The sequence below is a fragment of the Kribbella sp. ALI-6-A genome, from assembly GCF_001984195.1.
In the GTDB taxonomy this organism is placed as follows: Bacteria; Actinomycetota; Actinomycetes; order Propionibacteriales; family Kribbellaceae; genus Kribbella.
Window position 1 is genome coordinate 1,823,635 of sequence record NZ_MTQN01000012.1, and the last position, 23,204, is coordinate 1,846,838.

Consider the following 23,204-nt stretch of genomic DNA (forward strand, 5'->3'; position numbering starts at 1 on the left):
GGCGAACCCGTGTGTTTCCAAGGTTCGTTGGTCATCAGCCGGAGGACGATCCGCCGTCCGGTCGCGGCGGTCAGTGCCAGCATGGTCGAGTCAGACCGCCCAAGAGTTCGCATACTGCGGTGATCCGCGCTCCCAGCGCATCTCGCTCCATGCCAGTACGTCGTTTCGGCATGCTCCGCAATCTAATGGGCGGCGACCCTGGCAACGCCGACCGCGTGCTCAACGTGCTCGTCGGAGACCAGGTGAGGGTGGCTGCTGTTATGTCCGGGCAGGTTGTTCGTGGGGCGGGCGGCGAGTCGGTGTGACAGGTGAAGGGTTCGGGTTGGGAGGTGGAGATGTCTAGAAACCGCCTCACGACAAGGCGGCCTTCGTGCCTCACGTTAACGCGACTTTGACCCCGCGGACCCGGTTGCAGCTGGCGCGTCTGATTGTTGAGCAGGCGGGGTGTGTGCGGCCGCGGCGAAGATGTTCATGGTGTCGTCGAGCACGGCGGCCAAGTGGGCCCAGCGCTACCGGGCCGAGGGGCCGGCCGGGATGGCTGATCGCAGCTCACGGCCGCACCGCAGCCCGGCCAAGACGCCACTGGGCCTGGTGCGCCGGATCGTTAGGTTGCGGTGGCGCCACCGCCTCGGCCCGGCGCGGATCGCCGGCTGGCTCGGGATGCCGGCCTCGACCGTGCACGCCGTGCTGGTGCGGTGCCGGATCAACCAGCTGGCCCGGATCGACCGCGCCACCTGCGAACCGCTGCCTCGCTACGAACACGATCGCCCGGATCGCTGATCCATGTCGATGTCACCACGTCCGGTGAGATTGTCATCGAGTGGCAGAGGGCGACGTCGAGTTTCCGCCATCCTCAAACCGCAAGGCGCATACATCTCGTCTCCGATAACACAAGGACTTATGAGCTGATTGAACTGCAGGGGCCGGCAATACCGCTGACCGTTGAGGCTGAACCTCTGCTTCGCCAGATTCATCCGACTTGGCGTACTGCGTCTGGCGAAATTATGAAGCTGGCATTAATACCATACGACAAAGATCAGGAGATGCTGTCGACGATGCGCGAATCGGTGACCGCCGAGGGAGCGTATGTCCGTTGGATGACAGCAGGCCGGGAATCGATCGGCACATGCCGGGGTGACCGTAAAAGAGGTTAAGGACAACGGCCTGAAGGCAGTTGATGATGCAACGGAGACCAGCCCTGACCAAGCTTCGGTAGATTTCAGCTCGTGCGATACGGAGGGTCAGAAGGACCGGATCGGCCGCAAACTCCGAAATCTAACCACGGCGAGAGGCTGGCTGTTTCAGCCCGGAGATTGACGCGTCGCCACCTGCGCCGTCTCCTGAGAGCTGCAAAACCAGGTCGCGCGGCGCACGCCAAGTGTCGAGCTTGCTCGATCCCGTAGGGCCGCGAAGCGCTCTTGACGTGGGTCGTGCTGGCCGGACAATCGAGCGGCCAGTGGAAGGGGCTAGCTGTGCTGTCCAGGGAGGTTGGTGAGTCGGGTGACGGGTGGTTGGCCTCCGATGGCGCTGTGGGGTCAGTGGTGATTGTACAAGTGGAGGCAGCCCGGGGAGGGCCGTTCGGCGTTGGGTTTCTGAGAGGTGAAAGCGGGCGTCGGGCAGCCGTCGGCCGGGGTGCGGTGAAATCTCTCGATTTTGCCGTTGGTTTGGGGCCGGCTTCGTTTCGGGGTGATGCCGAGTTTTGTGCAGTGTTGCGCCAGGCGTGGGGTTTGTAGGCCGGGCCATTGTCGGACAAGACGCGTTCGACTGTGATGCCGTGGTCGGCGTACCAGGCCACCACTCGGCGGAGGACTCCGATCGCGGTGCCACCGGTCTCGTCGGCACAGATTTCGACGTAGGCCAGGCGGGAGTGGTCGTCGATCACGGTGTGCACGTGAGCGGTGCCGATGTTGGCGTGGCGTTTAGCCGTGTAGCCGGTGCGGGGTCCAGGCGGAGCGCTGGGAGTTGAGCCTGCCTTATTTCTTGCCCAGGTATCGCCGCCGCCGTCGGGAATGTTGCCGAACTTTCTTCGCGGCAATCCCGTAGTCGATTCCAAGCGTGGTCAGCGTGGGAATCATTTGCTCCGCTTGGGCTAGTGGTTCCCCGTGAGTTGCTCGACTACTGGGCCCACCCCAGCCATCCGACAGCGTTCGTAGCCGGTGAATCCGAGCCGCGACGAGTTTCTCCTCCGGAGAACGGATGATCTCGACCGTATGCACATTTAAGATTAATCGGACCTGCTCAGGTTCATCGAAGGGTTCGCCTTTAACGCGAACGTCAGGCGCGGTGACCCCATCGAGAGCTAGTGCATCCGCCACGCGTCGAGCCACGCTTGGCTCGAATGTATCCAGGCGGCATGCAACTCGGCCGGTATCCGTAGCAAGCTGAAAACCTAACGAAGAGCCTCATACTCATAAATAACACCTACGAGTGTTACTTCCATCGGAGTTGGCGCGAGCGCGGAGTCGATTTCACCTAACAGATGTCTCACACTAGCGTCGATACAAGCGCGCCTGTCGGTGCGAATGGGGTGATCCGACGGTAAGTGACTCAGAATGTTTGAGGCTGGTGCCGATACTACGAAACGCACCGTGCACGGACCGGGGGATATTGTCCAGGATTTCGTGTTCGGCCGGTAATGACGCAAGTGCATTCGTGACGCGATCCCGTGCCATCGTGTAGCAATCGAGCCATTCGTCCCAGTCGTCGTTGCTAGCCTTCTTTGTTGATCGCCGAAGAACAAGCTTCGGGCGCGTGCTGCCTTCTAGGACCTCAGTAAGGCGGAGGTGAAACGCTTCATTGAAGCCGTCGGGGAGCTTGCGTCGTCCGGATGCTGATCAAGCCAAATAGACTGCGCGACCCGGTAGACCGCCTCCCGGAACCCCATCCCCCACGCTCATAAGCGGACGATAACAGCGGTGACCGTGTGTGATAAGTGCTTCACGGTCGCGTTACCAAGCTGAGACAGGCGATGTCGGAGCTCACCTTGTCCCCGGACCTGCCCGGTGCGCACGAAGTACGCACACAGACGTTGGGACACATGGGTCTCGGTGGATGCGTCGGCAGTGCGGGATTTGATGTTGGCGCAGCCAACCGTGCTCGGATGCACTTCGCAGCAGCCGGGCACCTGGAAGATGGACGCACTGATGATTCCGGCGGCGGCTTCGTGGTAGCAGCTGGGCACGGGGAGGCCTTCCACCTGGTGAGCTCCCATCGAGTCTGTCAGCCCACCCCACACACGAGATCTGCTGTCAGTGGGCCGGGCACGACGCGCGGTTCGGCCGCTTATGCGGGATCCGGATCCCCGTCGGGAAAGCCGCGCGCCAGACCGGTTCGGTAGGCGATGGCGACGAGTTGCGCGCGGTCTCGGGCCTCCAGCTTCGTCATGGCACGCTGCACGTGAGCGCGAACGGTGAAAGGGCTGACGTACATCCGATCAGCGATCTCGAGGTTCGACAGGCCCGTTGCGACGAGAGCAACCATCTCGCGCTCGCGTGGCGTGAGCGCGACGAGCCGCTCGGCATCGCGCGGCGCGGTGTCGATGGGGGTGGCGAGGAAACGGGCGATCAGCGATCGGGTCGCGGCCGGGGACAGGAGGGCGTCGCCGTCGGCGATCGTGCGGACGGCATCGATCAGTCCGTCGGCGTCTATCCCCTTGCCGATGAATCCGCTCGCCCCTGCTCGAAGTGCTTGTGCGACGTACTCGTCGGTCTCGTAGGTGGTGAGGATCAGGACGCGGCTGGCGCGCAGGTCCGGGTCAGCGCAGATCTGCGAGGTGGCGGTGAGTCCGTCCATGCCAGGCATCTGGATGTCCATGACGACCACGTCCGGGTGCGTGCGGCGGGTCAGCTCCACGGCCTCCTTGCCATCGCCGGCCTCGCCGACCACGGCGATGTCATCGGTGCTGTCCAGCAGAGTCCGGAAGGCACCCCGCAGCAACGCCTGGTCGTCGGCGAGGACCACCCGCAGTCGGCGTCCGGCATCTTGGTCGTCGTCCTGTCCGTGGTCGGCCACGTCTCGGATCATCGGCCTTCCCTGTCAGGTGATCCGCCGGTCGTCCGCGCTCTGGACTCGGCGACGGGCAGCGGGAGGTGGGCGGTAACGATGAAGCCCCCTTCGGGTCGAGGGCCTGCTGTGAAGGTGCCGCCCACGGCGGTGGTCCGTTCGCGCAACCCGATCAGACCGTAGCCAGGCGAATGCTCCAGCGGCGTATGGGAACTGACGCCGTCGTCGACGATCCTGATGCCCACCCGCTCACTGCCCCACGTGAGGCGGACGTCGGCGCTACGAGCAGTGGCGTGCTTCGTCACGTTGGTCAGAGCCTCTTGGATGATGCGATAGGCGGTGAGATCCACCGCCGGCGGCAGCGGTGTAGCAGTGCCGTCGTGGTGCACCGACACCTCCAGCCCGGCGAGGCGGAAGGACTCCAGGAGCATCGGCACGTGTGCCAGCCCGGGCGCCGGCTCACGTGACGCAGGTGCGTCGTCGCGCTGACGCAGGAGTCCGACGGTGGCTCGCAGTTCGTCGAGGGCATGGCGCGTGGTCTCGACCACTTCGTCCAGGCTCGAGCGGGCCTTGTCCGGGCTCGTGCTGAAGAGGTGAGCCGCCACGTTCGCCTGGGCGTTCGCCAGCGTGATCTGGTGCGCGACCAGATCGTGCAGCTCGCGCGCAATGCGGATTCGTTCCTCGCCGACCTTCCTGCGTGCTTCGCTGTCCCGGCTCACCTCGGCTCGCAAAGCCCGCTCCTCGACGTACGCCAGATGGGCCTGCCGGTGCCTCGCCAAACGCCCGAGCACGGCCGCCACGAGCGGCGAGGAGGCCACGGTCACCAACCTGCTGGTGTCTTCCCAGGAGAGGTCGTCCTCGAAGAACAGTGTCGAGACGACGAGCAGCGCCGCCGATGTCAGGAGGGCCGCGACGGCGGTACGCCGCTCGGTGCGCATCCCCAGCGTGTAGGCGCTGATGACGGCTGGGGTCATGGTGAGCGGAGTCAGCAGCAGTCCGAGCGGCGCGACGAGCATGCCGAACACTGTCGTGGCCGCCAGTGTGGCGACCGGCGCCCGGTGGCGCGCGAGCATCACCGCCGACGACGTTGCGGCCAGCAGATAGGCCGCTGCGGATGGCGGTGCCACCGTGTCGTCGACCTGCAGCACGCTCCCCAGCAGGCACAGGAGGAATGCCGTGGTCACAATCGTTGCCTCGCCCCAGGACGATCCACCTCTGGGCACGAGCCGGCTACCTCCGTCCGACAAGGTCCGCGAGCCTCACCGGCAGGCTCTGCGGGCCGATGGTCCGCCCCGGCCTGTGATGGGGGGAGATGCCAGCGCCATCGATGTTCACCCGCGGCAGCATCTGTTCAGCGTAGGGCATGGCCACCTCCGGCCGAGGGACGTAGTGCGTCTGCACCAGACGCCGTCGGATCTGGTCCGGTGGCACCAGTACCAGGTTGGTGTTGACGAACGATGTGCACGAAGCGCGTCAGCGACAGGGTTGGTGATGAACCGTCCGGCATGGGCCGGACAGCAATCGCGAGGAAATCTCTGATGAACACAGGCGACGCCATGGATGCGGTCGGGCTGACGAACGTGCGCAAGGTCTATGGCAAACGGGACAACGAGGTGGTGGCGCTCGATGGCGTGACGACGCAGTTCCGTCGTGGGACCTTCACCGCGATCATGGGCCCGTCGGGGTCCGGCAAGAGCACCTTGATGCAGTGTGCGGCAGGGCTCGATCAGCCGACGTCAGGTTCGGTCCTGCTGGAGGGTCACGAGATCAGCGAGCTGGACGAGACCGAGCTGACGAAGCTGCGGCGCGACCGCATCGGGTTCGTCTTCCAGTCGTTCAACCTGCTGCCGGTGCTGACGGTGCGCCAGAACGTCACCCTGCCGCTCCGGCTCGCCGGGCGACCGCCGTCGCGGAGCAGGGTGGCGACCGTGCTGGAGCAGGTCGGTCTGGCGCAGCGAAAGAACCACCGTCCGTCGGAGCTGTCCGGCGGGCAGCAGCAGCGGGTCGCCATCGCTCGAGCGCTGATCAGCGAACCCGCCGTCCTCTTCGCCGACGAACCGACCGGTGCGTTGGACACCAGAACGGCGCAGGACATCCTCGCTCTGCTGCGGCACTCGGCGCAGACGGCCCACCAGACGATCGTGATGGTGACTCACGACCCGGTTGCGGCGTCGTACGCCGATCGCGTCTTGTTCCTCGCGGATGGTCGGCTGGCCGGGGAGCTCCACGCGCCGACCGCCGAGTCCGTCGCCGAGCGCATGACTCACCTGGGCGCCTTCGCCGACGATCGACCCCTGCCGCTGCCTCGCCTGGAGAAGTCCCGGGGAGGGGAGCGCCGATGATGCAGCTTGCGCTCCGCACCCTGCGCTTCCGAGCGGGGCTGTTCGCTGCCGCCTTCTTGGCCATGTTCTTCGCGGCGGCCATGATGATGGCCACTGGTGGCCTCATCGAGACCGGGACCCGCTCGGCGGTAGCCCCGCAGAAGCTGGCGTCGGCAGACGTCGTCGTCGCCGGTGACCAGGAGTACCACGCCTCCGGCGGCGATCCGGACGAACCACCCATCCTGCCCGAGCGCGTCCGCATCGACGCGGGCCTCGAGGACACGCTCTCGGCGCTGCCGGGGGTGCGAGAGACCACGAGCTACGTCTTCGAGGGCAAGGCACCGACGGGGACGGTCGATGCGATCGGCGTGGTGGCCGCGCCGGGTACAGACGTGGATGAGCTGCGGAAGCGGATCGACGCTGAGCTGGACGACAGGGCGGTGACCCTCGTCGGAGATCAACGGGGGCAGGCGGAGCTGCGCGAGGCCAAGGCCAGCGCGGTCACCGTGATGGCCCTTGCCGGGGTCTTCACCGCCTTCGCGCTCCTGGTGTCGGTCTTCGGGGTGTCGTCCATGCTTGCCCTGTCGATCACCCAACGGCACAGGGACCTGGCGCTGCTACGGGCGATCGGCGCGACGTCTCGCCAGCTGCGTCGGCTCATCTTCCGCGAGACGCTGATGATCTCGCTGATCGCCACCGCACTGGCAGTTCTGCCCGGTCAGCTCCTCGGCAGGTTCATGTTCGACCTGCTGGTCGATCGCGGTATCGCCGCTGACGGCGTCGTCTTCCACCAGGGTTGGGTCCCCACCGTCGCCGCCATGGCTGTGGCGGTCGTCGCCGCTCTGGCCGGTGCGTTGGGCGCAGGTCGACGGGTCTCTCGCATCAAGCCGACGCAGGCGCTGGCGGAGGTCTCCGTCGACGGGAGACTGATCGGCGGCGGACGCCTGCTCCTCGCACTCGTCGTTCTCGGCGGCGGCATCGGACTGACCATCGTCACGATCGCCGTGATGAGCGGGCCACTCACTCCGGCAACTGGCGCGCCGGCCGTGATTCTCCTTGCCATCGGAGCCGCCCTCCTGGCTCCGGTCCTGACCAAGATCACCACCTTCGTCTGGCAGTGGCCTGTCCGTGCGGTCGGCGGGGTGACCGGCCAGCTCGCCGTCCTCAACGCCAGGGGCCGAAGTGGCCGCCTGGCAGCCGTGATGGCCCCGGTCATCCTGCTGACCGCGGTGTCGACCGGGTTGCTGTACCTGCAGACGACGAGTGATGAGGCGGACCGACGGGCTTTCGCGGACAACCTGGTCGCGGATGCCGTGTTGACCACCGAGACCGGATTCGATGCACGCGCGGTCGAGCAGGTCAACGACTTACCCGGTGTCGCCGGCGCTTCGGAGTACATCGACAGCCTGGGGTTCATCGAAAATCCGAAGGACAGCTCTCCGTTGAACGAGGGTTGGAACCTGCAGGGCGTGTCCCCCGTAGGCGCTGAGGCCACCACGCCCGTGAAGATCACGGCCGGCTCGTTCGCGGACCTGCACGACGACACGATCGCGATCGACGAACAGCATGCCGAGAGGTTGGGCGTCGACCTCGGCGACGCGATCACACTCAGGCTTGGAGACAAGACAGCTCTCGACGTCCGGGTGGCCGCGTTGTTCTCCGCTCCGGATGACTACGACACGCTGTTGCTTCCTGCGGACACCCTCGCTGCCCACACGACGGCGGGCGTCGCGACACGGATGCTCGTCTCGTTCAAGAAGGACACCGACTCGGCGCAGATGGAGACCGAGCTGACCGACTGGGCGTCTGCCCAGGACGGCCTTGCCGTGAGCGGCCGCGACGTTCTTCTCGGTGAGTTCGATGACCAGAAGAGGACCGCGAACTTCGCGATCTACATCATGGTGGTCATGATCGCGGGGTACTCGGCCATCACGGTGATCAACACCCTCGCGTCGAGCATGACAGCCCGCCGGCGGGAGTTCGGCATGCAGCGGCTCGCGGGCTCCACCCGTGGCCAGGTGATGCAGATGGTGGGTCTGGAAGGCGTGATCGTCGCTCTCAGCGGCGTCGTCCTGGGCACCGCTGCGGCTGTCGCGATCCTGGTGCCCGTCAGCGTCAAGCGGCTCGACTCCCTCCTCCCTGTCGGATCGCCGTGGATCTACGTGACGACGGTCGCCCTGACCGTGTTGCTGACCCTGGGCGCGATGCTCTTGCCCGCATGGCGTGCGACGCGGGGCCGACCGGCGGAAGCGGCGCTCGCCGTCGAGTAGTCGCGAGTAGTCGATACCACCGCCTCGGGCGGCCCGTCGGTGTGACTGGTCGTCCGAGCTCGGTGGGCGCTGGCGGATCTACGACGTACGGCCTCTCCTCAGCACCAGGATCGAACGATCCCGCAGGTTGGCGCGCCATCCTTTGATCGCAGCCAACGCTCTGTGCCACCCCGCCAGCGCCCCGATTACAAGATCGCTTCGCTAGCATCGCCCGATGGCAGTGACGGCGTGTGGGGTCTTCCGACGAACCGCGATCGAGCGCTCAGATCAACGAGTGTCCTGGGAGCGAACGGATCAGGCCTTCTTCTCGAGTGGGGCATGCCACGTGCTGGCCTGGGCGTGTAGGGATTTCTATCCCGATCAGGAGATCGCCTTGGCAGCGATGTACCTGGGTGACTCCGAACATCCGGTTCACGTGTACGCCAGGTGGGGCACGTGGGCGTTCGATGCGTCGGGTTGGAACCTCGAGTCCGAACTCCTGCAGGTCAACAGCGACTTCGAGGGTCTCCCCGTCCGCGAGGTGGAGACGATCAGAAGTGACCTTCGGGAGTTCTGGGAGAAGCACGTGCATCGGCAACCGCACCAGTACTGGGCAGATCCGACAGAACGCGCACGCGCCTATGTCAGCCGATACGATCCGCCCTGGCTCTAGGCGCTTCGCTCGCGCCGGATCCCGGCATCCCCGCCTCAGTAGCCGAGCCGTAGCGTGACCGCCGCGGTGGTGCCGTCGCGATATGTGACTCGGACGGGCACGGGATGGAGTCCGTCGAACTCGCTGCCGGGGACCCAGAAGGCGAAATAACCGTTCCGCACGGATGCCTGCACCGGGCCGCGGGTCGGGCTGTTGTAGGTCACCCCGACGATGTCGGAACCGGCCCGGCCAACCGCGGACGTCAGGTACCCGTAGTTGCCACCGCCGCTGGTACCCATCTGGGACGGGGAGAGCTGACGCGGCCCGACGGGGGCGCGGCCGGGGCCGTCGATGGAGCCGTAACCGTGGCGGTTGCGAGGGTTGACGTTCGTCATGCAGGACGCCGCGAACTGGTCGTGCCCGGTCAGGATCACCAACGCCCAATCGCCTCGGCGTTCGACCATCGCCGTCCCCGCGCGGTTGATCTGGTCGTCCTGCCCCATACCCTTCAACGACTTCCGGCACTGCTTGACCGCGTCGGCACGCTCTTCGGCGGACAGGCCGGTCGGCTGCGCGGTCCAGGTTGCGAACGCCAAATCGCCGCTCGGCATCGGGCCGCTCTCTCGCGGCACAAACACGGTCAACCCGGCGACCGCGACCGCAGTGGTGGCAACTGCTACTCGAACGAGCACGCGGCGGCGGCTCCGGTGGGGCCGGACGTTTTCCACCGGGTCGGTGGTGAGGACGCGCTGCAGAACGGCACGGGCCCGAGGGCTGTGCGGATCGATGTCGGTGGTGGCCGGGTCGAGGGTCTTCAGGTCGGCGAACTCGTCCAGGTGCTTCATGACGTCTGCCTTTCGGTGAGACCTGCCGGCGCGGCGGCAGGTGTGGCACGGTGACCGAGCTGTGCACGCAGGGCACGGCGGGCCCGGGACAGGCGAAGCCGGTACGCGACCGCCGAGATGCCCAGAACCGCCGCAGCCTCGCGCGCCGACAGGTCGTCGATCACCGCAAGGGCCAGAGCTTCCTGATGAACGGCAGACACCCGTCCCCACGCCCGCGCCAGATCGACCTGGCGAGCGACGAGGTCGGCGTCGTCCGGCGAGCACGAGGACGTGGCCTCCGCCAGCCGCACGGCGAGCGCCTCCTGGCGCCGTACGCCGCGCTGCGTGTTCAGAATCGTGTTCCGCACGATCCCGAACATCCACGCTCGCGCATCCCGCGGAGCCGCCGGTACGTCGTCCAGCCGCCGCCACGCGACCAGCAACGCCTCGCCCACCACATCCTCGGCCTGTGGCTCCGGCACCCGCCGCTGCGCGAACCGCACCAAATCCGCGTACGTCGCCTCGAACAGCGCAACGAACCGCGCCTCTCGACCAACGCCGCCCACAGGGTTGCTCATATCCCTACCTGTCCAGCACCCGCCCAGATGTATCGCAACAGCAACCGACACCTCACCGATGCTGGAAGCGCCCGCGCCATCCTGGGATCGGCCTCTTGGCTCTGACGGAAGGTCAGGCGGCCAGCATGAGGTCGTGCAGCCAGCGGTCGAGGCGCTCCAACTCAGTCGGGGATCCGAACATCGGCTTCCTTCCCGGTGGTGGCAGGAATCCGACTGCGTCCATCACCAGCCAGTACATCTCCAGCCTGTGGCCGGTCAGCGCTGCGTAGCGCTCCAGGAAGGTCCAAGCGGGATCGGGCCCGAAAGCCAGGGCGAGATTCGTCGCCGCGTGCGCGGCATCCAGCCAGGCGGGACCCGTTGAGGTCTCCACCCAGTCGACAACGCCGGCGATCTCGCCACGGCTCCAGAGCAGATTCCGGTGACTGTAATCCCGGTGCAGGAACGTCGGCTGGTACGAAGGCGGCTCTTCCGCCAGTACGTCGAACGCGCGCTGCCAGGAGCCGGGATGCTTCGTCCAGGCGGGCAGGGTCCTCTTTGCTTCCCACGCCCACGATTCGTAGGTGCGGAAGGGGTTCGCCGGCTTCACCTCGTGGATGACAGCCAGGAGCGTTGCCATCGCAGTCACACTGGCGTCGTCGATCTCCGGTGAGGGGTCGCCTGGCAGGCGCGACATCAGATGGGCAGCGACCCCTGCGTGTCGACCCTCTGCGTCCAACCCCAAGCTCGTGGGAGCCGGCACACACGTGTCTTCCAGTGTCTGCAGGGCGGATGCTTCTCGCTGGGTGAGGGCGAACCCGTGGGTTTTCCATGGTTCGTTGGTCATCAGTCGGAGGACGGTCCGTCGTCCGGTCTCGTCGGTCAGTGCCAGCATGGTCGAGGTCAGACCTCCGGAGAGTTCGCAGATGTCGGTGATCCGCGATCCCAGCACATCCTCGCTCCATGCCAGTACGTCGTTCCGCATGCTTCGCAATCTAGTGGATGGCTACATCGATACCTCGCGACGCCGATCGCGTGCTCAACATGGGCTTCGGAGATCAGGTGAGGCTGGCTAGCCGTTGCTGAAGTGCAGCTCCGCATCGGCAGTCTTCGTCACTACACAGCATGGCTGCCGGGTCATTCACGATGAGCCTGGTCGCGCACGTCAGCACATCTTCGACGCCGACCAGTCGAGCCCGGCAGTCGCCGATGCGAACCTCAGTCGTTACTGGCCTCAACGCAGCTTCGATTTCATCGAACCTGTGGCTTTCGCCTGGGACGTTTGGAAGCTCCGCCCATGCTCCTGGCGCCACCTTGGCGTACCGATAGAACCGGGACCGACCCAGATGCTGCTCAGCAAGGTGAATCGTGGTGTTCGACGTGTGGCCGACGCCTAGGAGCAGTACATGTCCGCCTCGCTCGGCAAGTGCCTCGATAGGTCCGAGCGGCCATTCGAGCCGCTGGGCCTCGATCAGCTGTCGCGCATGGGTTCCGACCGCCAGGAAGGAGAACAGCGGGTGTGTACTCCGCTCGTGCGCAAAGCCCAGCCGCATGGTCTCCGAGACCCGTCCTAGCCAGCGGTCGACCGGCAAGTCCGGCCTGAACGGCACTGCGCTCTCGAGCGCGTCATCGAAGGCTGCCCAGGTGTCTGCGTTGTAGTACGCGTTGTGCGGCCGAACCAGGCCTGGAGGTGCGGGTACGCCGGTCAGATCCCAAGTGCCGGAGGGCATCATCACCGTCCCGCATGTTCCGACCAGAGCCCGGCAGACCGCTTCAGCCCCGTCGGCAACTCGGCCGAATGACCGCAGCGACGCGTGAACGAGCACCGATGATGTCGAGTCCAGACCTAGCCGGCCAAGGCCCTCGGCGATCTGGGCTTCTGTCACAACCGCACGGTCTTCCATAGCACCGCGATCAGAACACTCGTAGGGATGTGGAGTCCACCGCCTTTCTACGATTGAGACCCTGCGTTGCATCCGTAGGCCACGCCTTGTTGCGCGCGGGCCGTACGGATCAGCTCGCCGTCCCCAGCTGGTCGAACTGACAACCGCCCGCCGCACGACCTAGCGGGCCAACGACGCAAGGATGATCTCCTGCGCAGAACGGACCGTGGCCGCGAAGGTGTCAGGGTCGCGGCCGATGCGCTCGGCCGCCGCTCGCATCGCGCCGGACAACAACTCCACCGTGAGGGGTACGTCGTCGACCTCGCGGAACTCCTCGCGGGCGATGCCGTCCCGGACGACGTTCTCCACCTCGGCCACGATCGCGTGGAACGGCCCGACCGGCGCCTTCGCCATCTCGTCGATCAGCGGACCGGCTCCCGGCCGGAACATCGGCTGCAGGGCTTGGTCGGTGGACGCCTCCAGCACCGCCTCGACGATCGCGCGTAGCCGGTCCGCAGCAGGCTCCGTTGTACGCGCGGCGATTGCAGTCACCCGCTCGAGCATCGGCCGGCTCGCTCGCTCGGTCAGTGCCTGGACGAGCGCGGCCTTGTCGGGGGCGTAGTTGTACAGGGTGTTCCGCGCGATCCCGGCCTCGGCCGCGATGTGGCCCAGGTTGATCGAGTCGTAATCGCGCTCCACCAGGAGGCGGCGCGTCGCGTCCGCGAGGTCGGCCCACACCAGCTCGTGGTGCTCCTCGAGGCTGCCGCCGCGAATCCGAGGCATCTATCGTGCCTGTCCTGCCGCAGCGGCACTCGCCAGGTGCGCGTTCTCCTGGTACGCCGCGGTGAGCTTCACGCTGCTGAGACGCCAGCCGTCGGCCGTCCGAACCGCCTCGTTGTCGTAGAACCCGACCACCAGCCAGCGATCGGGACCATCGCCGGCGACTTCCTGGGGCAGCCAGTGCTCGGCGCGGACGTGCGCGTGGATCGTCGCGCGGTCACCGTCGACGGTGACGACGTGCCCGGTGATCGCGTGATGGGTCGCGGTGAAGGCGCCGAACGAGCCGCGGAGCGCATCACCGTAGTCGCTCAACGGAACCGTCATCGGTGGCATCCCGGTGACCGACTCGAAGTCGATGGTCAACGGGTCCGTGTGGACGCGCCGTGGCAGGTCGGTGAACTCCTTCAGATCCGCGATGTCGGCGTACCGCCCGAACAGTTCGATGATCTCGGCACGATCGGTCTCCGCAGTCATGGCGACGCTCCCTTTATCCGACAGTGTGTCGTGAAAAGCAGATTACGACACACTGTCGGATAAACCAAGCTGCGGCCAGTCGGTTGGCCAGGAGTCGAGGCGCCCAGCGGTGAGCGTTCATCATCGCGGCGAGCCAACACCCAACCAGAACTCCTCCGTGGAGCAGCAGCGGGGCATACCGAGAACTTCGAGAAGATGAGGTCATGCGCGAGATCAGGATTGACACGACCGAAGGAAGTGTCGGGGAGCCGGAGCGGTGGTTGCCATTCTTGGCGCGGGAGCTACGAGAGCCGGACAGCTTCGTGATCGTCAGCGACGGGCGACGAGACTCTTATGCCCAGGCGCGCAACGCGGGGCGCACGCTCGAAATGGAGTACCGGGATGGATCGCCGCTGCGTCACTTCCAGGCCCGGGGCGTTGGGCTTGACGATGTGGCCGACTTGTTTGCGCAGTGGATCGAGAAGGAACGCGCCTTCATCGACCGCTACCAGTGGGAGCGGCTGAAGGACTGGGACGACCACGCTGCAAACGGGCAGAAAGATGAAGACGGTGTCGGCACACGGTAGTGGCGGTCAGCGATGCTGTGCCTCGGTAGTGCCCCAAGAGCAACTCCAGGAAGCACTCAGTCCGTGATCGAGTCGGCGGAGGAACTTGTTCGGCTCCGGACCAGTGAGGATCCGGCTGAGCACAACCGCGCGGTTTACAACAAGACGGTCCGCTGGAAATCTCGGAACAGCTTCGGAACGACCTCGACGAACGTGTTCGGTGGATGGTGCAGCAGAAGCGAGCTTGGGCGCGAGCGCATCCGGGCGACACGAATCGGGTTGGCGGTCTGACCAACACGCGTGCGCGAGCGCGAGGACGGAAGATCGACGAAAGGCCCACGGAAGTCTCGTAGCGGTTGTCAGTGGTCGTACAGGTCCATCGTCATCTCCGCGGTCGGTGTCAGCGGCCGGCGGCGACCAAGGGTGCGGAGTTCACTCCGATGAGGGGCGGGCCTGCTTCAGGTTCGACTGGTGGGGGCCGGTGAGCCAGTCCAGATCCAGGCGCGGATCGACCGGGTTGGCTCCTCGGCGTAGCGCGTCGATGTACGCGCGGTCGGCAGCGAGGCGCGCCGCCACCTCAGAGCCCTTGGCGACGGTGCCGTGGCCGGGGATCAGGATGTCGGCGTGCTCGGCGGCCTCGGCGAGGCGGGCGAGGGCTGTCTCGTACGCGCTGACCTGGTCAGGGCGGCGGGGGTCGAGGAGTGGGATCAGCACGTCGGACAGCATGTCGCCGGCCAGCAGGACGCCGCGGTCCGCGAGGAGGACGGCGGCGTGGCCGATGGCGTGGGCTTGGTGCTCGATGAGCTCGCCCGGCATGGGGCCGCCGTCCGCGGGGAGTGGGGTGAGGATGGCGATCAGCTCGAGGGGGATGCCCGACGCGTTCTCAGCGGCCGCTTGTTGCGCTCGTTCGCGGGCTTCGCCGGCGGCCTGGGCGGCGCCGGAGGTGGCGTAGCGCGGTACGTCGCCGAATCGGGAATGCCAGAGCAGGTGGTCCCAGTGGGGATGGGTGGAGAACCCGGCGACGACCGGGATGCCGAGCTGGTCCACGTCGTCGGCGAGCTGGTTCAGGTCGGAACCGTCGATGCCGGGGTCGACGAGGATCAAGCCGTCGTCCCCGCGTACGACGGTGGTGTTGCTCCAGACCCACTCGCTCTGCCGGACCCAGACGCCGTCGGCTACCTGATTCAGCATTTGTTCACCTTGTCAGTCGGGTATGGCGTCGATGCCGTCGTCTCGCGCGATCGTCAGGGGTGTCGACTGCAATGACAGCGGGACGGTCCCAGGATCGAGATGGATGTGAGAGCCATCCGGTGCAGACGAGTCCGACAGCGACAGGCACCATCTGGCCAAGTCGCGCAGACCCGCAGGATCGCCGGAAAGTTCCACGGCGCCGTCCACGACCCGCACGAGCACCGTCCCACCCTCGACGGGTGCGACGACGCCAACTTCTCGACGGTATGCCGGGACCGATAGGGAAAGTTGATTCACCGGCACAGTGTCCTCCCACAGATCGCAAGGGTCACAGGTGGCGGGCGATCTCGTCGAGCATGGTGTTGACCGCGGCCTGGTCGGTCGGCGCGGCTGCGGGGCCGGTGTAGGCGTAGATCAGCTCGGTTCCGTCGGGCGTCGGGGAGAGCGTGATGGTGACCTCCTCGTCGCCGCCGGGGCGCAGTACGACGCGGTGGGGTGGTTCGACGTCGCCGTACTGGACGGTGAAGGGGAGTTCGGACTCGTTGTCGTCGGCAACCATGGTGGCCTTGACCGATCCGCCGGTGCGGGCGTCCATCTGGACGGACTCGGACGGCGTCCGGAAGCCGGGGACGACGAACCACTGGGAGAAGGGCTCCGGTTCGACGAAGAAGCGGAAGACCTGCTCAGGGGTCGCGTCGAAGGTTCTCCGGAGTTGGTAGTGGCTCATCGCGCACCCGCCTCGTACGACAGGACCACGACGCCGGAGGCGAGTGGGCGGACGCCGGCGTACCGCAGGTGGGCGATCAGCCCTTCGGTGTGCAGGCGGTCGTCGGCGGTGCCGACACCGACGAGCGACGGGTGGTACCAGAGGTGCAGCTCGTCCAACAACCCCTCCGCGAGCAAGGTCTTGGCGACCGGGCCGAAGCCGTGCATGAGGATGGGGCCGCCGTCGGTGGACTTGAGGCGGCGGACCTCGTCGGTCAGGTCGCCCGTGAGGACCTCGGTGTTGTCCCACTTCGGGTCGGTGAGGGTCGTGGACGCCACGTACTTCTTGATCGCGTTGATGCGCCCGGCGTACTCGCTGTCGCGGCCGGGCCAGGCGCCGGCGTACACGTCGTAGGTGTGCCGGCCCATCAGCATCGCGTCGGCCGCGGTGATCTGCTCGAGTGTGAGCGCGTCGGAGTCGGCGTCGATGAAGTCGAAGTGCCAGTGGTCCATGTGGTTGATCACGCCGTCCAAGGTGACGAACGTCGAGTTGATGATCTTGCGCATCGGGGTTGCCTCCTGTGCTTGTCCGTGCGTTCATCCTGGGCGAGGATCGGACACCTCTGAAGGACCGATTGCGAGGTCGTGGAGTGGACCACTTGAGGCGACGCCGATGACCGTACGCTGGGCGGGTGTGGTGCCGGAGCTGCTCATCGGACTGGACCGCTCGGGCGCAGAGCCGCTGGGGCAGCAGATCCAGCGGCAGTTGCGGGACGCGATCCGGGGTGGCCGGTTGTCCGCCGGGGAGCGGCTGCCGTCGAGCCGGTCGCTCGCGGAGCAGCTGGGCGTGTCCCGGGGGCTGGTCGTGGAGTGCTACGAGCAGCTGGTTGCCGAGGGCTATCTGATCACCGTGACCGGATCGGGGACCCGGGTCGCGCCGGGTGCTGCCGTACGGCGTACGCAGCCCGCCGAGGTGGTCCGACCCCCGCAGCCGCAGCCGGTCGAGGTGGACTTCGAGTACGGCATTCCCGACTTGGCGTCCTTCCCGATGCAGGACTGGATGTGGGCGCTGACCCAGGCCGGCCGGCTCGGGCCGTCCGCGGCCATGGGCGACGAACCGGACACCGGGTCGGAGCACCTGCGCGGGGTCCTGGTGGGGTATCACCGTCGCGTTCGTGCGGGCGCCGCCGAAGCGGCCCACACGGTGGTCGTGAACGGGTTCCGCCAAGGCCTCAACCTGGTCCTCGGCGCGCTCGCCCGCGGCGGCCACCACAGCGTCGCGCTGGAGGATCCCGGACCTCGTGAGCACGACGAGCTCGCCGTACGGGCCGGGCTCACGCCGGTGGCGGTACCGGTCGACGAGGAGGGCGTGAACGTCGAGGCGCTGGCGCGCTGCGGCGCCCGGGCGGTCCTGGTCACGCCGGCCCATCAGTGCCCGACCGGCGTCGTACTGAGCGGGAGGCGGCGCCGCGACCTGATCGCGTGGGCCGAGGAGGTCGACGGGCTGATCCTGGAGGACGACTACGACGCCGAGTTCCGGTACGACCGGCAGCCGGTTGGTTCGCTGCAGGGGCTGGCGCCGGATCGGGTGGTGGTGCTCGGGTCGGTCAGCAAGACGCTGGCGCCGGGGCTGCGGATCGGATGGTTGCTTGCGCCGCCGCAGTTGGTCGAAGCGTTGACGCGAGAGAAGCATTTGGCAAGCCGGGGCGTGCCCGCGCTCGATCAGATCGCGCTCGCGCTGATGATCGAGTCGGGGCGGTTCGACCGGCATCTGCGGCGGATGCGGGAGATCTACCATGCGCGCCGGCGGGTGCTCGTTGCCGAGCTTGCCGAGCGTGCTCCGCATGTTCGGCTGGAAGGGTTGGACGCGGGGTGTCATGCGCTGCTGCGGTTGCCGGCTCGGCTGGAGGAGGCCGCTGTGGTTGACCGTGCGGCGGCGGACGGCGTACGGGTCTATGCGCTGGGGCGTTATCGGGTGCCTCCGGCGGTGGAGCCAACAGCCTTCAGCCCGGCACTGGTGATCGGTTTCGGGAATGTGAACGAGTCCCGGATTCGTCGAGGGGTACGGGTGCTGGGGGAGGCGTTGGAAGATTGATGCCTGAGGCAACTAACGCCTCGGTGGGTCAACGGCGGGATGTTTTGCGCGCGTTGCGAAGGGTGCGGAGCATGGATTCGCTGCCGGTGTGGCGTCCGATCATGCCGGTGAATGGGAAGTCCGCCGGAGTGACAGCAATTCGGGCGAGTGTCCTGACGGGGTTGGGGTTGACCCATTGGGCTGATTGCAGCAGTCCGGCTGTGGCGGGCTCGGCCGCGAATCCGTCTCGGGGGACGATATAAAGCCAACCGTCGGTCAGCAGTTCCGCGTCCGGCTGGTCGGTGTCGACCGAGAAGAAGTACTGCCGGTGCTGCGTTTCGCCGCGAACCGACCAGGTGCCGTTGCGCGTCGAGCGAAAACCGGGGCCGCGGGCCAGCAGGGCGAACCACATCGCCCACACGGGATCATCGGAGGCGAACACCGCGCGCTGGTTGCCGAACGTCGTACTGTCCTCGGATTCGCGGTCGGGGCGCAGTTCGCTGAGGTTGTCGCGTTTCGTGCCGTGGAACAGGACTCGGCGATGATCTGCGAGCCATTGCAGGTAGGTCGCCGTCGGGCCTGGCGGGTGTAGTTGCGCCTGTGAGCCGGCCGGGTCGACGTAGTTCTTGGTGAACTCCTCGTACGCACGGTGGGTCGCGTGATCCAGTGGTGGTAGATCAGGCAGCCGGGGCAATCCCAGCAACCACCGCAGGCCGGCGCCCGGTATCGACCGCAGGGTGCTTGGAATGATCTGCACCTGGACATCTTCCCGCAGAGCAGGAGATGAGTCTTCATCGCAGAGTGGCGGGTATGGGAGTTCCGTTTTCTGACGCATGCGGCGATCATGGGTCAATGGGTCGATGGGACGAGATGACGTGCCGCTGCGGATGACGGCGTCGATCCCGGACGGGCCGATTCGGGTGACGGGTGCGTTCCTGGCGATCGAGACTCGGATCACCAATGTCGGTGGTTCACTGCTGCGGCTTTCCACCGCGTGGTTCGGTGCGGAATTGTCTGTCCTGTCGGAAGGTGTGGTGGTCAGGCCGCCTGGTTATCGGCCGGACATGGGGCGCACGATCACCCTCGAACCGGGTGAGAGCTTCACCTACGAATCGTCGGTGAATCTGGGCTACCCGAACGAGCCGTCAGGACAGATCTATCCGCTGGAACCGGGGACCTACCAGCTCTATGCCGTGCAGAGCTTCAAGCCGATGCTGGAGGACGGGTTCAGCTCGGAACCCGCGTTCGAGGTGCACGGCGGACCCTGGGATGTCCACATCGGCTGACCCACTGAACGAACTCGATGCGTCCGCCCTGTCGGTCAAGGGCGGTAGTGTCCGCGGCATGCGAGGTCGGGGTGTGCCGATGGTGACCGAGGTGGCCGAGTACGGCGGGGAAGAGGTGCTCGCGGTCTCCTGCACTCAACTCGGTACGGCGTACTCGGCGGCACAGGCGCGGCGCGTGGTCGAGGAGTGGGTCGAGTTCTTTGCAGCGGGGCCGAGCGGGGTCCGTGACCTGGAATTCGTCACGCGGACGCCGAAACGGCTGTTCGCAGCCCTGCGAGGACAGACGCAGCTTCAGCGGCTCGCGGTGAAGTGGGGTGACTACGAGGACCTGTCGTCGCTGAGTGAGCTGGAAAACCTTCGAGAGCTCAGATTGGGAGGAGCCTCCCGCGTCACCAGCGTCGAACCGCTTGCGTGCCTGACCACGCTGAACAGCCTCGTGGTCGAGGGGCTGCGACGAGCTCACGATCTGAGCCCCCTGGGCCGGCTTCGGGGCCTGAAGAGCCTGGAGCTGGGTGGCGATTGGAAGTCTCCGCGTACGGCGCACGTTCAATCGATCGACTTCCTGCGGCATCTCACCCAGCTCGAAGACCTGTTGCTGCACACCATCGTCGCTGACGACTTGGAGTACACGTCGCTCCTGGCGCTGCCGCGCCTGAAGTCCGTCCGTGTGATGGAGGTCCGTGGCATGAACCCGCCTCACGCGACCCTTAGACGCATGCTTTCGTGGTCGGCCTGACCCAACATGTCATCGGTTGCAGGCGTTGCCCGCAACGTCAGGTGGTGCGCTTCAGCAGGTCAGTCAACGGGGTCCTCACGTCAGCGGGGTAGAGACCCAGGCCGTCGAAATCGTCCGCCTCGGCCCAGAGCAGCTCGAAGGTGTTGTCGGGGCGGTGCGCCTGGGCTTCCGGGCCGGACAGGAGCGGCGTTCCGGCGACGTCGGTCATCAAGAAGTACGACGCGGGGCGGCCGTTGTGCTCGCCGGTCCACAGGAGGCGGTCGATTCGGGCGGTGAGGGTGGTTTCCTCGGTCAGTTCGCGGACCGCTGTTGCTTCGGCGGTTTCGCCTTGCTCGACGTGGCCGCCGGGGAGGACTGCGTAGTGGTGGCCGGGGCACGGCGCGTCGTGCCGGCCGGCGGCTTGGCACATGGCGCAATCGCCGGCTGAGGTTTTACGCAGGTAGCGCTTGATCACCAGTGCGCGGCGACCATCTACGACCACCGCGACTGCTCTTGGGATCGGCATGCGGGAGACGATGCCAGGTGGGTCCGACAAGACGCGGATGGAAAGCCAGTGGCGACCGCGCGGCGACGCGGCGACACTGGGGCGGTGCTGTGGGACGTCGTACCGGAGGGGGAGACGCCGACACCGAGCGTGGTCGCGGCGGCGATGGTGCTGGAGCAGTTGCCGACGGAGCGGGTGCCGATGTGGGCGGCTGAATGGCTGGTCCAGGGGTACGACGGTGACGCGCTCGCGGAGTTGGCTGGGCTGAGTGGGCGTGACACGCGTGAGGTGCGGGATCTCCTCCCGGCGGCGCTGGCCGACGCCGGGGTCGATGTCATGTCTTCGGAGCAGGCGGCATTCAAGATGGCGTACGACCACATCGCCACGCTGCACCTCGAGGGGCGGGTCCGGTGGGAGTGGGCCGTCAATCAAGTCGTCGGCTTGGTGTTCGCGGCCGGGCATGCCGACGTGGCCTTCGAGCAGCCTCTTGGTGCGTTGTGGGAGGTTGACGACGATCTCGACGGGCCTTGGAGCCGGACGAAGGACGAGCTCGCCGAGGTCGTTCGGCAGGCGTGCGTGGAGCAGTTGCGGAAGTGACGGCGTACGGCCGCGAACTCACAGGGCGATGTGCAGATGCGCCGTGACCGTGTGGCCCTCTTCCAGGGACTCCGCTTTGCGGATGGCGTCCTTGATCGGGAGCAGGTACTTGCCGTCCTTCGGGTAGAGCGACGTGGTCCACTCGGTGTCGCCGATGCGCGCGGTGACGGGGATCATGCCCCAGCCGTAGCTGACCGACGTCGAGGTTGCCTGGATGTCGGTCGACTCGTCCTCGGGCACGGCGACGAAGTGGTACGGGGACGGGCCGCGCCAGTGGAAGATCTCGCCGGTGAAGTGGACGTCCATGGGTGCAGGATAGAGCCGAGCGGTTCCCTCCCGCAGGTGGTTCTCCTAGCGTCGGCGTATGAGACGTGCGCTGTGGTTTCCGTTGTTCGACGAGCTGGCCGATCCGGTGGTGGTCGCGCGGATCGCGGCCGAGGCCGAGGAAGCCGCGGGAGACGGCGACGCTCGATCGGCTCAGTGGGGGTCGGCTCGTGCTCGGGGTGGGGCTGGGCAGCGACCGGTTCGGGGAGGAGTTCTCGCGGACCGGTGAGGAGCTGGACGACCGGGTGCGGGGGCGGATGCTCGACGAGTCCCTGGAGATCCTCGCCGCCGCCTGGTCCGGCGAGGTCGTGAACCACCGCGGCGAGCACTACACGGTCGACGGGGTCCAGTTCCTGCCGACGCCGGTACGCCGGCACGTGCCGGTCTGGGCGGCCGGGTTCCCCGGCAACAGTCGCCCGAGGCAACGAGCCGCGCGGCTCGACGGCTTCTTCCCGGTCAACCTGAGCTCGCCGGAGCAGTTCGCCGAGGCTGTCGCACAGATCGATGCCCTGCGCAACAGCTCGGCGCCGTACGACTACGTTGCCGAGATCGAACCAGGCCAGGACGGTACGCCGTACGAGCGGGCCGGCGCGACCTGGTTGCTCAGCAACTTCGACCCGGCAACGGTCACTGTCGACCAGGTCCGTGGTGTGCTGCGGGACGGACCGGGCTGAAGAAGTCGCCGACAGCCGCGGCGAAGGCGGCAGGGTCGTCCATCCAGGGGAAGTGGCCGGAGGCCGGCTGGATGGTGAGGGTGGCGTTCGGGAAGAGATCGGCGTACTGAGTGGCGAAGGCGGGTGGGGTGCCGACGTCGGTCCGGCCGGCGAGCACGAGGACCGGGTTGGCGAACGTCGCCAGCGCGGGACGGGTCTCGTCGGGAGTCAGAGCTGAGGCGTAGATGGCGGCTGCCTCCTCGTTCTGCTGGGACGGGGTGGCGGCTTCGAGGGCTTGCGCGGCGGCGTCCCAGCGGCCGTGCGAGAGCGGGCGGATCGCCGGCCAGAGGTTGTCGGCGAAGTTGCCGGAGGTGATGTGCTCGAGCGCCGCGTAGGCGTCGTCGAACCACGGCTCGCCGGCGCGCTGACGGGCGGTCTCGAGCCGCATTTCCGCGGTGATCGGGATTCCGACGGCGAACGAGCTCGGCGAGATCGCGGCGTACCGGCGTACCCGGTTGGGGTGCTTGGCGACGTACAGAGCGGCGAGGTTGGTGCCGGCCGAGTGGGCCAGGAGATCGATCTGGTCCAGGTCGAGATGGTTGCGCAGGGCCTCGACGTCGGTGACCTGGCGGTCGCAGCGGTAGGACGTGGGATCGGCCGGTACGGCGGAGTCGCCGGTGCCGCGCAGGTCGAGCATGACCAGCTGCCGCGGCAGACCGCCGAGATCGCCGAGGTAGGCGGAGGCCTGCATCGGGCCGCCGGGAATGCAGACGAGCGGCTCGCCGTCACCGATCAGGTGGTAGGCGAGCTCGGTGCCGTCGTACGAGGTGAAGGTGGGCATGCCGCCGACCTTGGCAGCGGGGGTGCCGC

25 protein-coding genes and 2 pseudogenes are annotated in these 23,204 nt (G+C 66.8%); 10 read left to right on the forward strand and 17 right to left on the reverse strand.

The window, feature by feature from the left end; translation table 11 throughout:
- Window positions 1-370: 370 nt before the first annotated feature.
- A pseudogene (locus BWI15_RS35210) lies at window positions 371-812 on the forward strand (helix-turn-helix domain-containing protein); the annotation flags it as partial.
- 654 nt (window positions 813-1,466) lie between these two features.
- On the opposite strand, the pseudogene BWI15_RS35215 reads toward BWI15_RS35210, so the two are convergent.
- The 3 genes and pseudogenes from BWI15_RS35215 to BWI15_RS35225 all read right to left on the reverse strand — a co-directional run.
- A pseudogene (locus BWI15_RS35215) lies at window positions 1,467-2,026 on the reverse strand (DDE-type integrase/transposase/recombinase); the annotation flags it as partial.
- A 1,256-nt stretch (window positions 2,027-3,282) separates the two neighbouring features.
- A complete protein-coding gene (locus tag BWI15_RS35220; protein WP_077018798.1) occupies window positions 3,283-4,023 on the reverse strand; it encodes a response regulator transcription factor in 741 nt (246 codons plus the stop codon).
- The gene (locus tag BWI15_RS35225) at window positions 4,020-5,186 is read right to left on the reverse strand and encodes a sensor histidine kinase (RefSeq protein WP_237771592.1); all 1,167 of its coding nucleotides are present in this window, start codon (window positions 5,184-5,186) and stop codon (window positions 4,020-4,022) included. Before BWI15_RS35225 ends, BWI15_RS35220 begins: the two co-directional genes overlap by 4 nt.
- 354 nt (window positions 5,187-5,540) lie before the next feature.
- Here BWI15_RS35225 and BWI15_RS35230 point away from each other — a divergent pair, with 354 nt between their 5' ends.
- From BWI15_RS35230 to BWI15_RS35240, 3 genes are all read left to right on the forward strand, one after another.
- The gene (locus BWI15_RS35230) at window positions 5,541-6,344 is read left to right on the forward strand and encodes an ABC transporter ATP-binding protein (RefSeq protein WP_077018800.1); all 804 of its coding nucleotides are present in this window, start codon (window positions 5,541-5,543) and stop codon (window positions 6,342-6,344) included.
- Window positions 6,341-8,593 carry an ABC transporter permease gene (locus BWI15_RS35235; RefSeq protein ID WP_077018801.1) on the forward strand — a complete coding sequence of 751 codons (2,253 nt, stop codon included), beginning with the start codon at window positions 6,341-6,343 and terminating at the stop codon, window positions 8,591-8,593. The genes BWI15_RS35230 and BWI15_RS35235 overlap by 4 nt, the downstream gene beginning before the upstream one ends.
- Before the next feature lie 214 nt (window positions 8,594-8,807).
- The gene (locus BWI15_RS35240) at window positions 8,808-9,245 is read left to right on the forward strand and encodes a hypothetical protein (RefSeq protein WP_077018802.1); all 438 of its coding nucleotides are present in this window, start codon (window positions 8,808-8,810) and stop codon (window positions 9,243-9,245) included.
- Between the two features lie 35 nt (window positions 9,246-9,280).
- On the opposite strand, the gene BWI15_RS35245 is transcribed toward BWI15_RS35240, so the two are convergent.
- The 6 genes from BWI15_RS35245 to BWI15_RS35270 form a co-directional block, all read right to left on the reverse strand.
- Window positions 9,281-10,069 (reverse strand): hypothetical protein, encoded by a 789-nt coding sequence (locus BWI15_RS35245; RefSeq protein WP_077018803.1) that lies wholly within the window; start codon window positions 10,067-10,069, stop codon window positions 9,281-9,283.
- Complete coding sequence (locus BWI15_RS35250; RefSeq protein WP_077018804.1) at window positions 10,066-10,626, reverse strand: RNA polymerase sigma factor; 561 nt, start codon at window positions 10,624-10,626, stop codon at window positions 10,066-10,068. Before BWI15_RS35250 ends, BWI15_RS35245 begins: the two co-directional genes overlap by 4 nt.
- A gap of 112 nt (window positions 10,627-10,738) precedes the next feature.
- Window positions 10,739-11,587: a phosphotransferase family protein gene (locus BWI15_RS35255; RefSeq protein WP_077018805.1), complete on the reverse strand. Its 849-nt coding sequence runs from the start codon at window positions 11,585-11,587 to the stop codon at window positions 10,739-10,741.
- A 73-nt stretch (window positions 11,588-11,660) separates the two neighbouring features.
- Window positions 11,661-12,488 carry an AAC(3) family N-acetyltransferase gene (locus BWI15_RS35260; RefSeq protein WP_237771593.1) on the reverse strand — a complete coding sequence of 276 codons (828 nt, stop codon included), beginning with the start codon at window positions 12,486-12,488 and terminating at the stop codon, window positions 11,661-11,663.
- A 177-nt stretch (window positions 12,489-12,665) separates the two neighbouring features.
- Window positions 12,666-13,268, reverse strand: coding sequence for a TetR/AcrR family transcriptional regulator (locus BWI15_RS35265; RefSeq protein WP_077018807.1), 603 nt, complete (start codon window positions 13,266-13,268; stop codon window positions 12,666-12,668).
- A complete protein-coding gene (locus BWI15_RS35270; RefSeq protein ID WP_077018808.1) occupies window positions 13,269-13,739 on the reverse strand; it encodes a nuclear transport factor 2 family protein in 471 nt (156 codons plus the stop codon).
- A 203-nt stretch (window positions 13,740-13,942) separates the two neighbouring features.
- On the opposite strand from BWI15_RS35270, the gene BWI15_RS35275 reads away from it, so the two are divergent.
- Complete coding sequence (locus BWI15_RS35275; protein WP_077018809.1) at window positions 13,943-14,305, forward strand: hypothetical protein; 363 nt, start codon at window positions 13,943-13,945, stop codon at window positions 14,303-14,305.
- Window positions 14,306-14,716: 411 nt separating this feature from the next.
- Here the strand turns inward: BWI15_RS35275 and BWI15_RS35280 are convergent, their stop codons facing one another.
- Genes BWI15_RS35280 through BWI15_RS35290 form a run of 4 tightly spaced genes read right to left on the reverse strand, consistent with a single transcriptional unit; the run spans window position 14,717 to window position 16,747 of the window.
- Window positions 14,717-15,475 (reverse strand): MBL fold metallo-hydrolase, encoded by a 759-nt coding sequence (locus tag BWI15_RS35280; RefSeq protein WP_077018810.1) that lies wholly within the window; start codon window positions 15,473-15,475, stop codon window positions 14,717-14,719.
- 12 nt (window positions 15,476-15,487) lie between these two features.
- Window positions 15,488-15,772 carry an Imm32 family immunity protein gene (locus BWI15_RS39135; RefSeq protein WP_143466098.1) on the reverse strand — a complete coding sequence of 95 codons (285 nt, stop codon included), beginning with the start codon at window positions 15,770-15,772 and terminating at the stop codon, window positions 15,488-15,490.
- 31 nt (window positions 15,773-15,803) lie between these two features.
- On the reverse strand, window positions 15,804-16,202 hold the full coding sequence (locus BWI15_RS35285; protein ID WP_077018811.1) for an SRPBCC family protein: 399 nt from the start codon (window positions 16,200-16,202) through the stop codon (window positions 15,804-15,806).
- A complete protein-coding gene (locus tag BWI15_RS35290) occupies window positions 16,199-16,747 on the reverse strand; it encodes a dihydrofolate reductase family protein (protein ID WP_077018812.1) in 549 nt (182 codons plus the stop codon). The genes BWI15_RS35285 and BWI15_RS35290 overlap by 4 nt, the downstream gene beginning before the upstream one ends.
- A 106-nt stretch (window positions 16,748-16,853) precedes the next feature.
- Between BWI15_RS35290 and pdxR the strand changes: the two genes are divergently transcribed.
- Entirely contained in the window at window positions 16,854-18,275 is a 1,422-nt protein-coding gene (gene pdxR, locus BWI15_RS35295; protein ID WP_077018813.1) for a MocR-like pyridoxine biosynthesis transcription factor PdxR, read from the forward strand.
- Window positions 18,276-18,303: 28 nt separating this feature from the next.
- On the opposite strand, the gene BWI15_RS35300 is transcribed toward pdxR, so the two are convergent.
- Entirely contained in the window at window positions 18,304-19,011 is a 708-nt protein-coding gene (locus BWI15_RS35300) for a hypothetical protein (RefSeq protein WP_077018814.1), read from the reverse strand.
- A gap of 118 nt (window positions 19,012-19,129) precedes the next feature.
- Here BWI15_RS35300 and BWI15_RS35305 point away from each other — a divergent pair, with 118 nt between their 5' ends.
- Together BWI15_RS35305 and BWI15_RS35310 are read left to right on the forward strand one after the other, a co-directional pair.
- Entirely contained in the window at window positions 19,130-19,540 is a 411-nt protein-coding gene (locus tag BWI15_RS35305) for a hypothetical protein (RefSeq protein ID WP_077018815.1), read from the forward strand.
- Between the two features lie 79 nt (window positions 19,541-19,619).
- Complete coding sequence (locus tag BWI15_RS35310; protein WP_143466100.1) at window positions 19,620-20,276, forward strand: hypothetical protein; 657 nt, start codon at window positions 19,620-19,622, stop codon at window positions 20,274-20,276.
- A gap of 37 nt (window positions 20,277-20,313) precedes the next feature.
- Here BWI15_RS35310 and BWI15_RS35315 read toward each other — a convergent pair whose 3' ends face one another.
- On the reverse strand, window positions 20,314-20,781 hold the full coding sequence (locus BWI15_RS35315) for an NUDIX domain-containing protein (RefSeq protein WP_193432210.1): 468 nt from the start codon (window positions 20,779-20,781) through the stop codon (window positions 20,314-20,316).
- A 48-nt stretch (window positions 20,782-20,829) separates the two neighbouring features.
- Between BWI15_RS35315 and BWI15_RS35320 the strand changes: the two genes are divergently transcribed.
- Window positions 20,830-21,357 carry a hypothetical protein gene (locus tag BWI15_RS35320; RefSeq protein WP_083751180.1) on the forward strand — a complete coding sequence of 176 codons (528 nt, stop codon included), beginning with the start codon at window positions 20,830-20,832 and terminating at the stop codon, window positions 21,355-21,357.
- Window positions 21,358-21,375: 18 nt separating this feature from the next.
- Here the strand turns inward: BWI15_RS35320 and BWI15_RS35325 are convergent, their stop codons facing one another.
- The gene (locus BWI15_RS35325) at window positions 21,376-21,663 is read right to left on the reverse strand and encodes a DUF1905 domain-containing protein (RefSeq protein WP_077018817.1); all 288 of its coding nucleotides are present in this window, start codon (window positions 21,661-21,663) and stop codon (window positions 21,376-21,378) included.
- A 65-nt stretch (window positions 21,664-21,728) separates the two neighbouring features.
- Here BWI15_RS35325 and BWI15_RS35330 point away from each other — a divergent pair, with 65 nt between their 5' ends.
- Window positions 21,729-22,355: an LLM class flavin-dependent oxidoreductase gene (locus tag BWI15_RS35330; RefSeq protein ID WP_202817794.1), complete on the forward strand. Its 627-nt coding sequence runs from the start codon at window positions 21,729-21,731 to the stop codon at window positions 22,353-22,355.
- Here the strand turns inward: BWI15_RS35330 and BWI15_RS35335 are convergent.
- Window positions 22,309-23,175 (reverse strand): alpha/beta fold hydrolase, encoded by an 867-nt coding sequence (locus tag BWI15_RS35335; RefSeq protein WP_077018818.1) that lies wholly within the window; start codon window positions 23,173-23,175, stop codon window positions 22,309-22,311. The two genes, BWI15_RS35330 and BWI15_RS35335, sit on opposite strands and share 47 nt — an antisense overlap.
- Window positions 23,176-23,204: the final 29 nt, after the last annotated feature.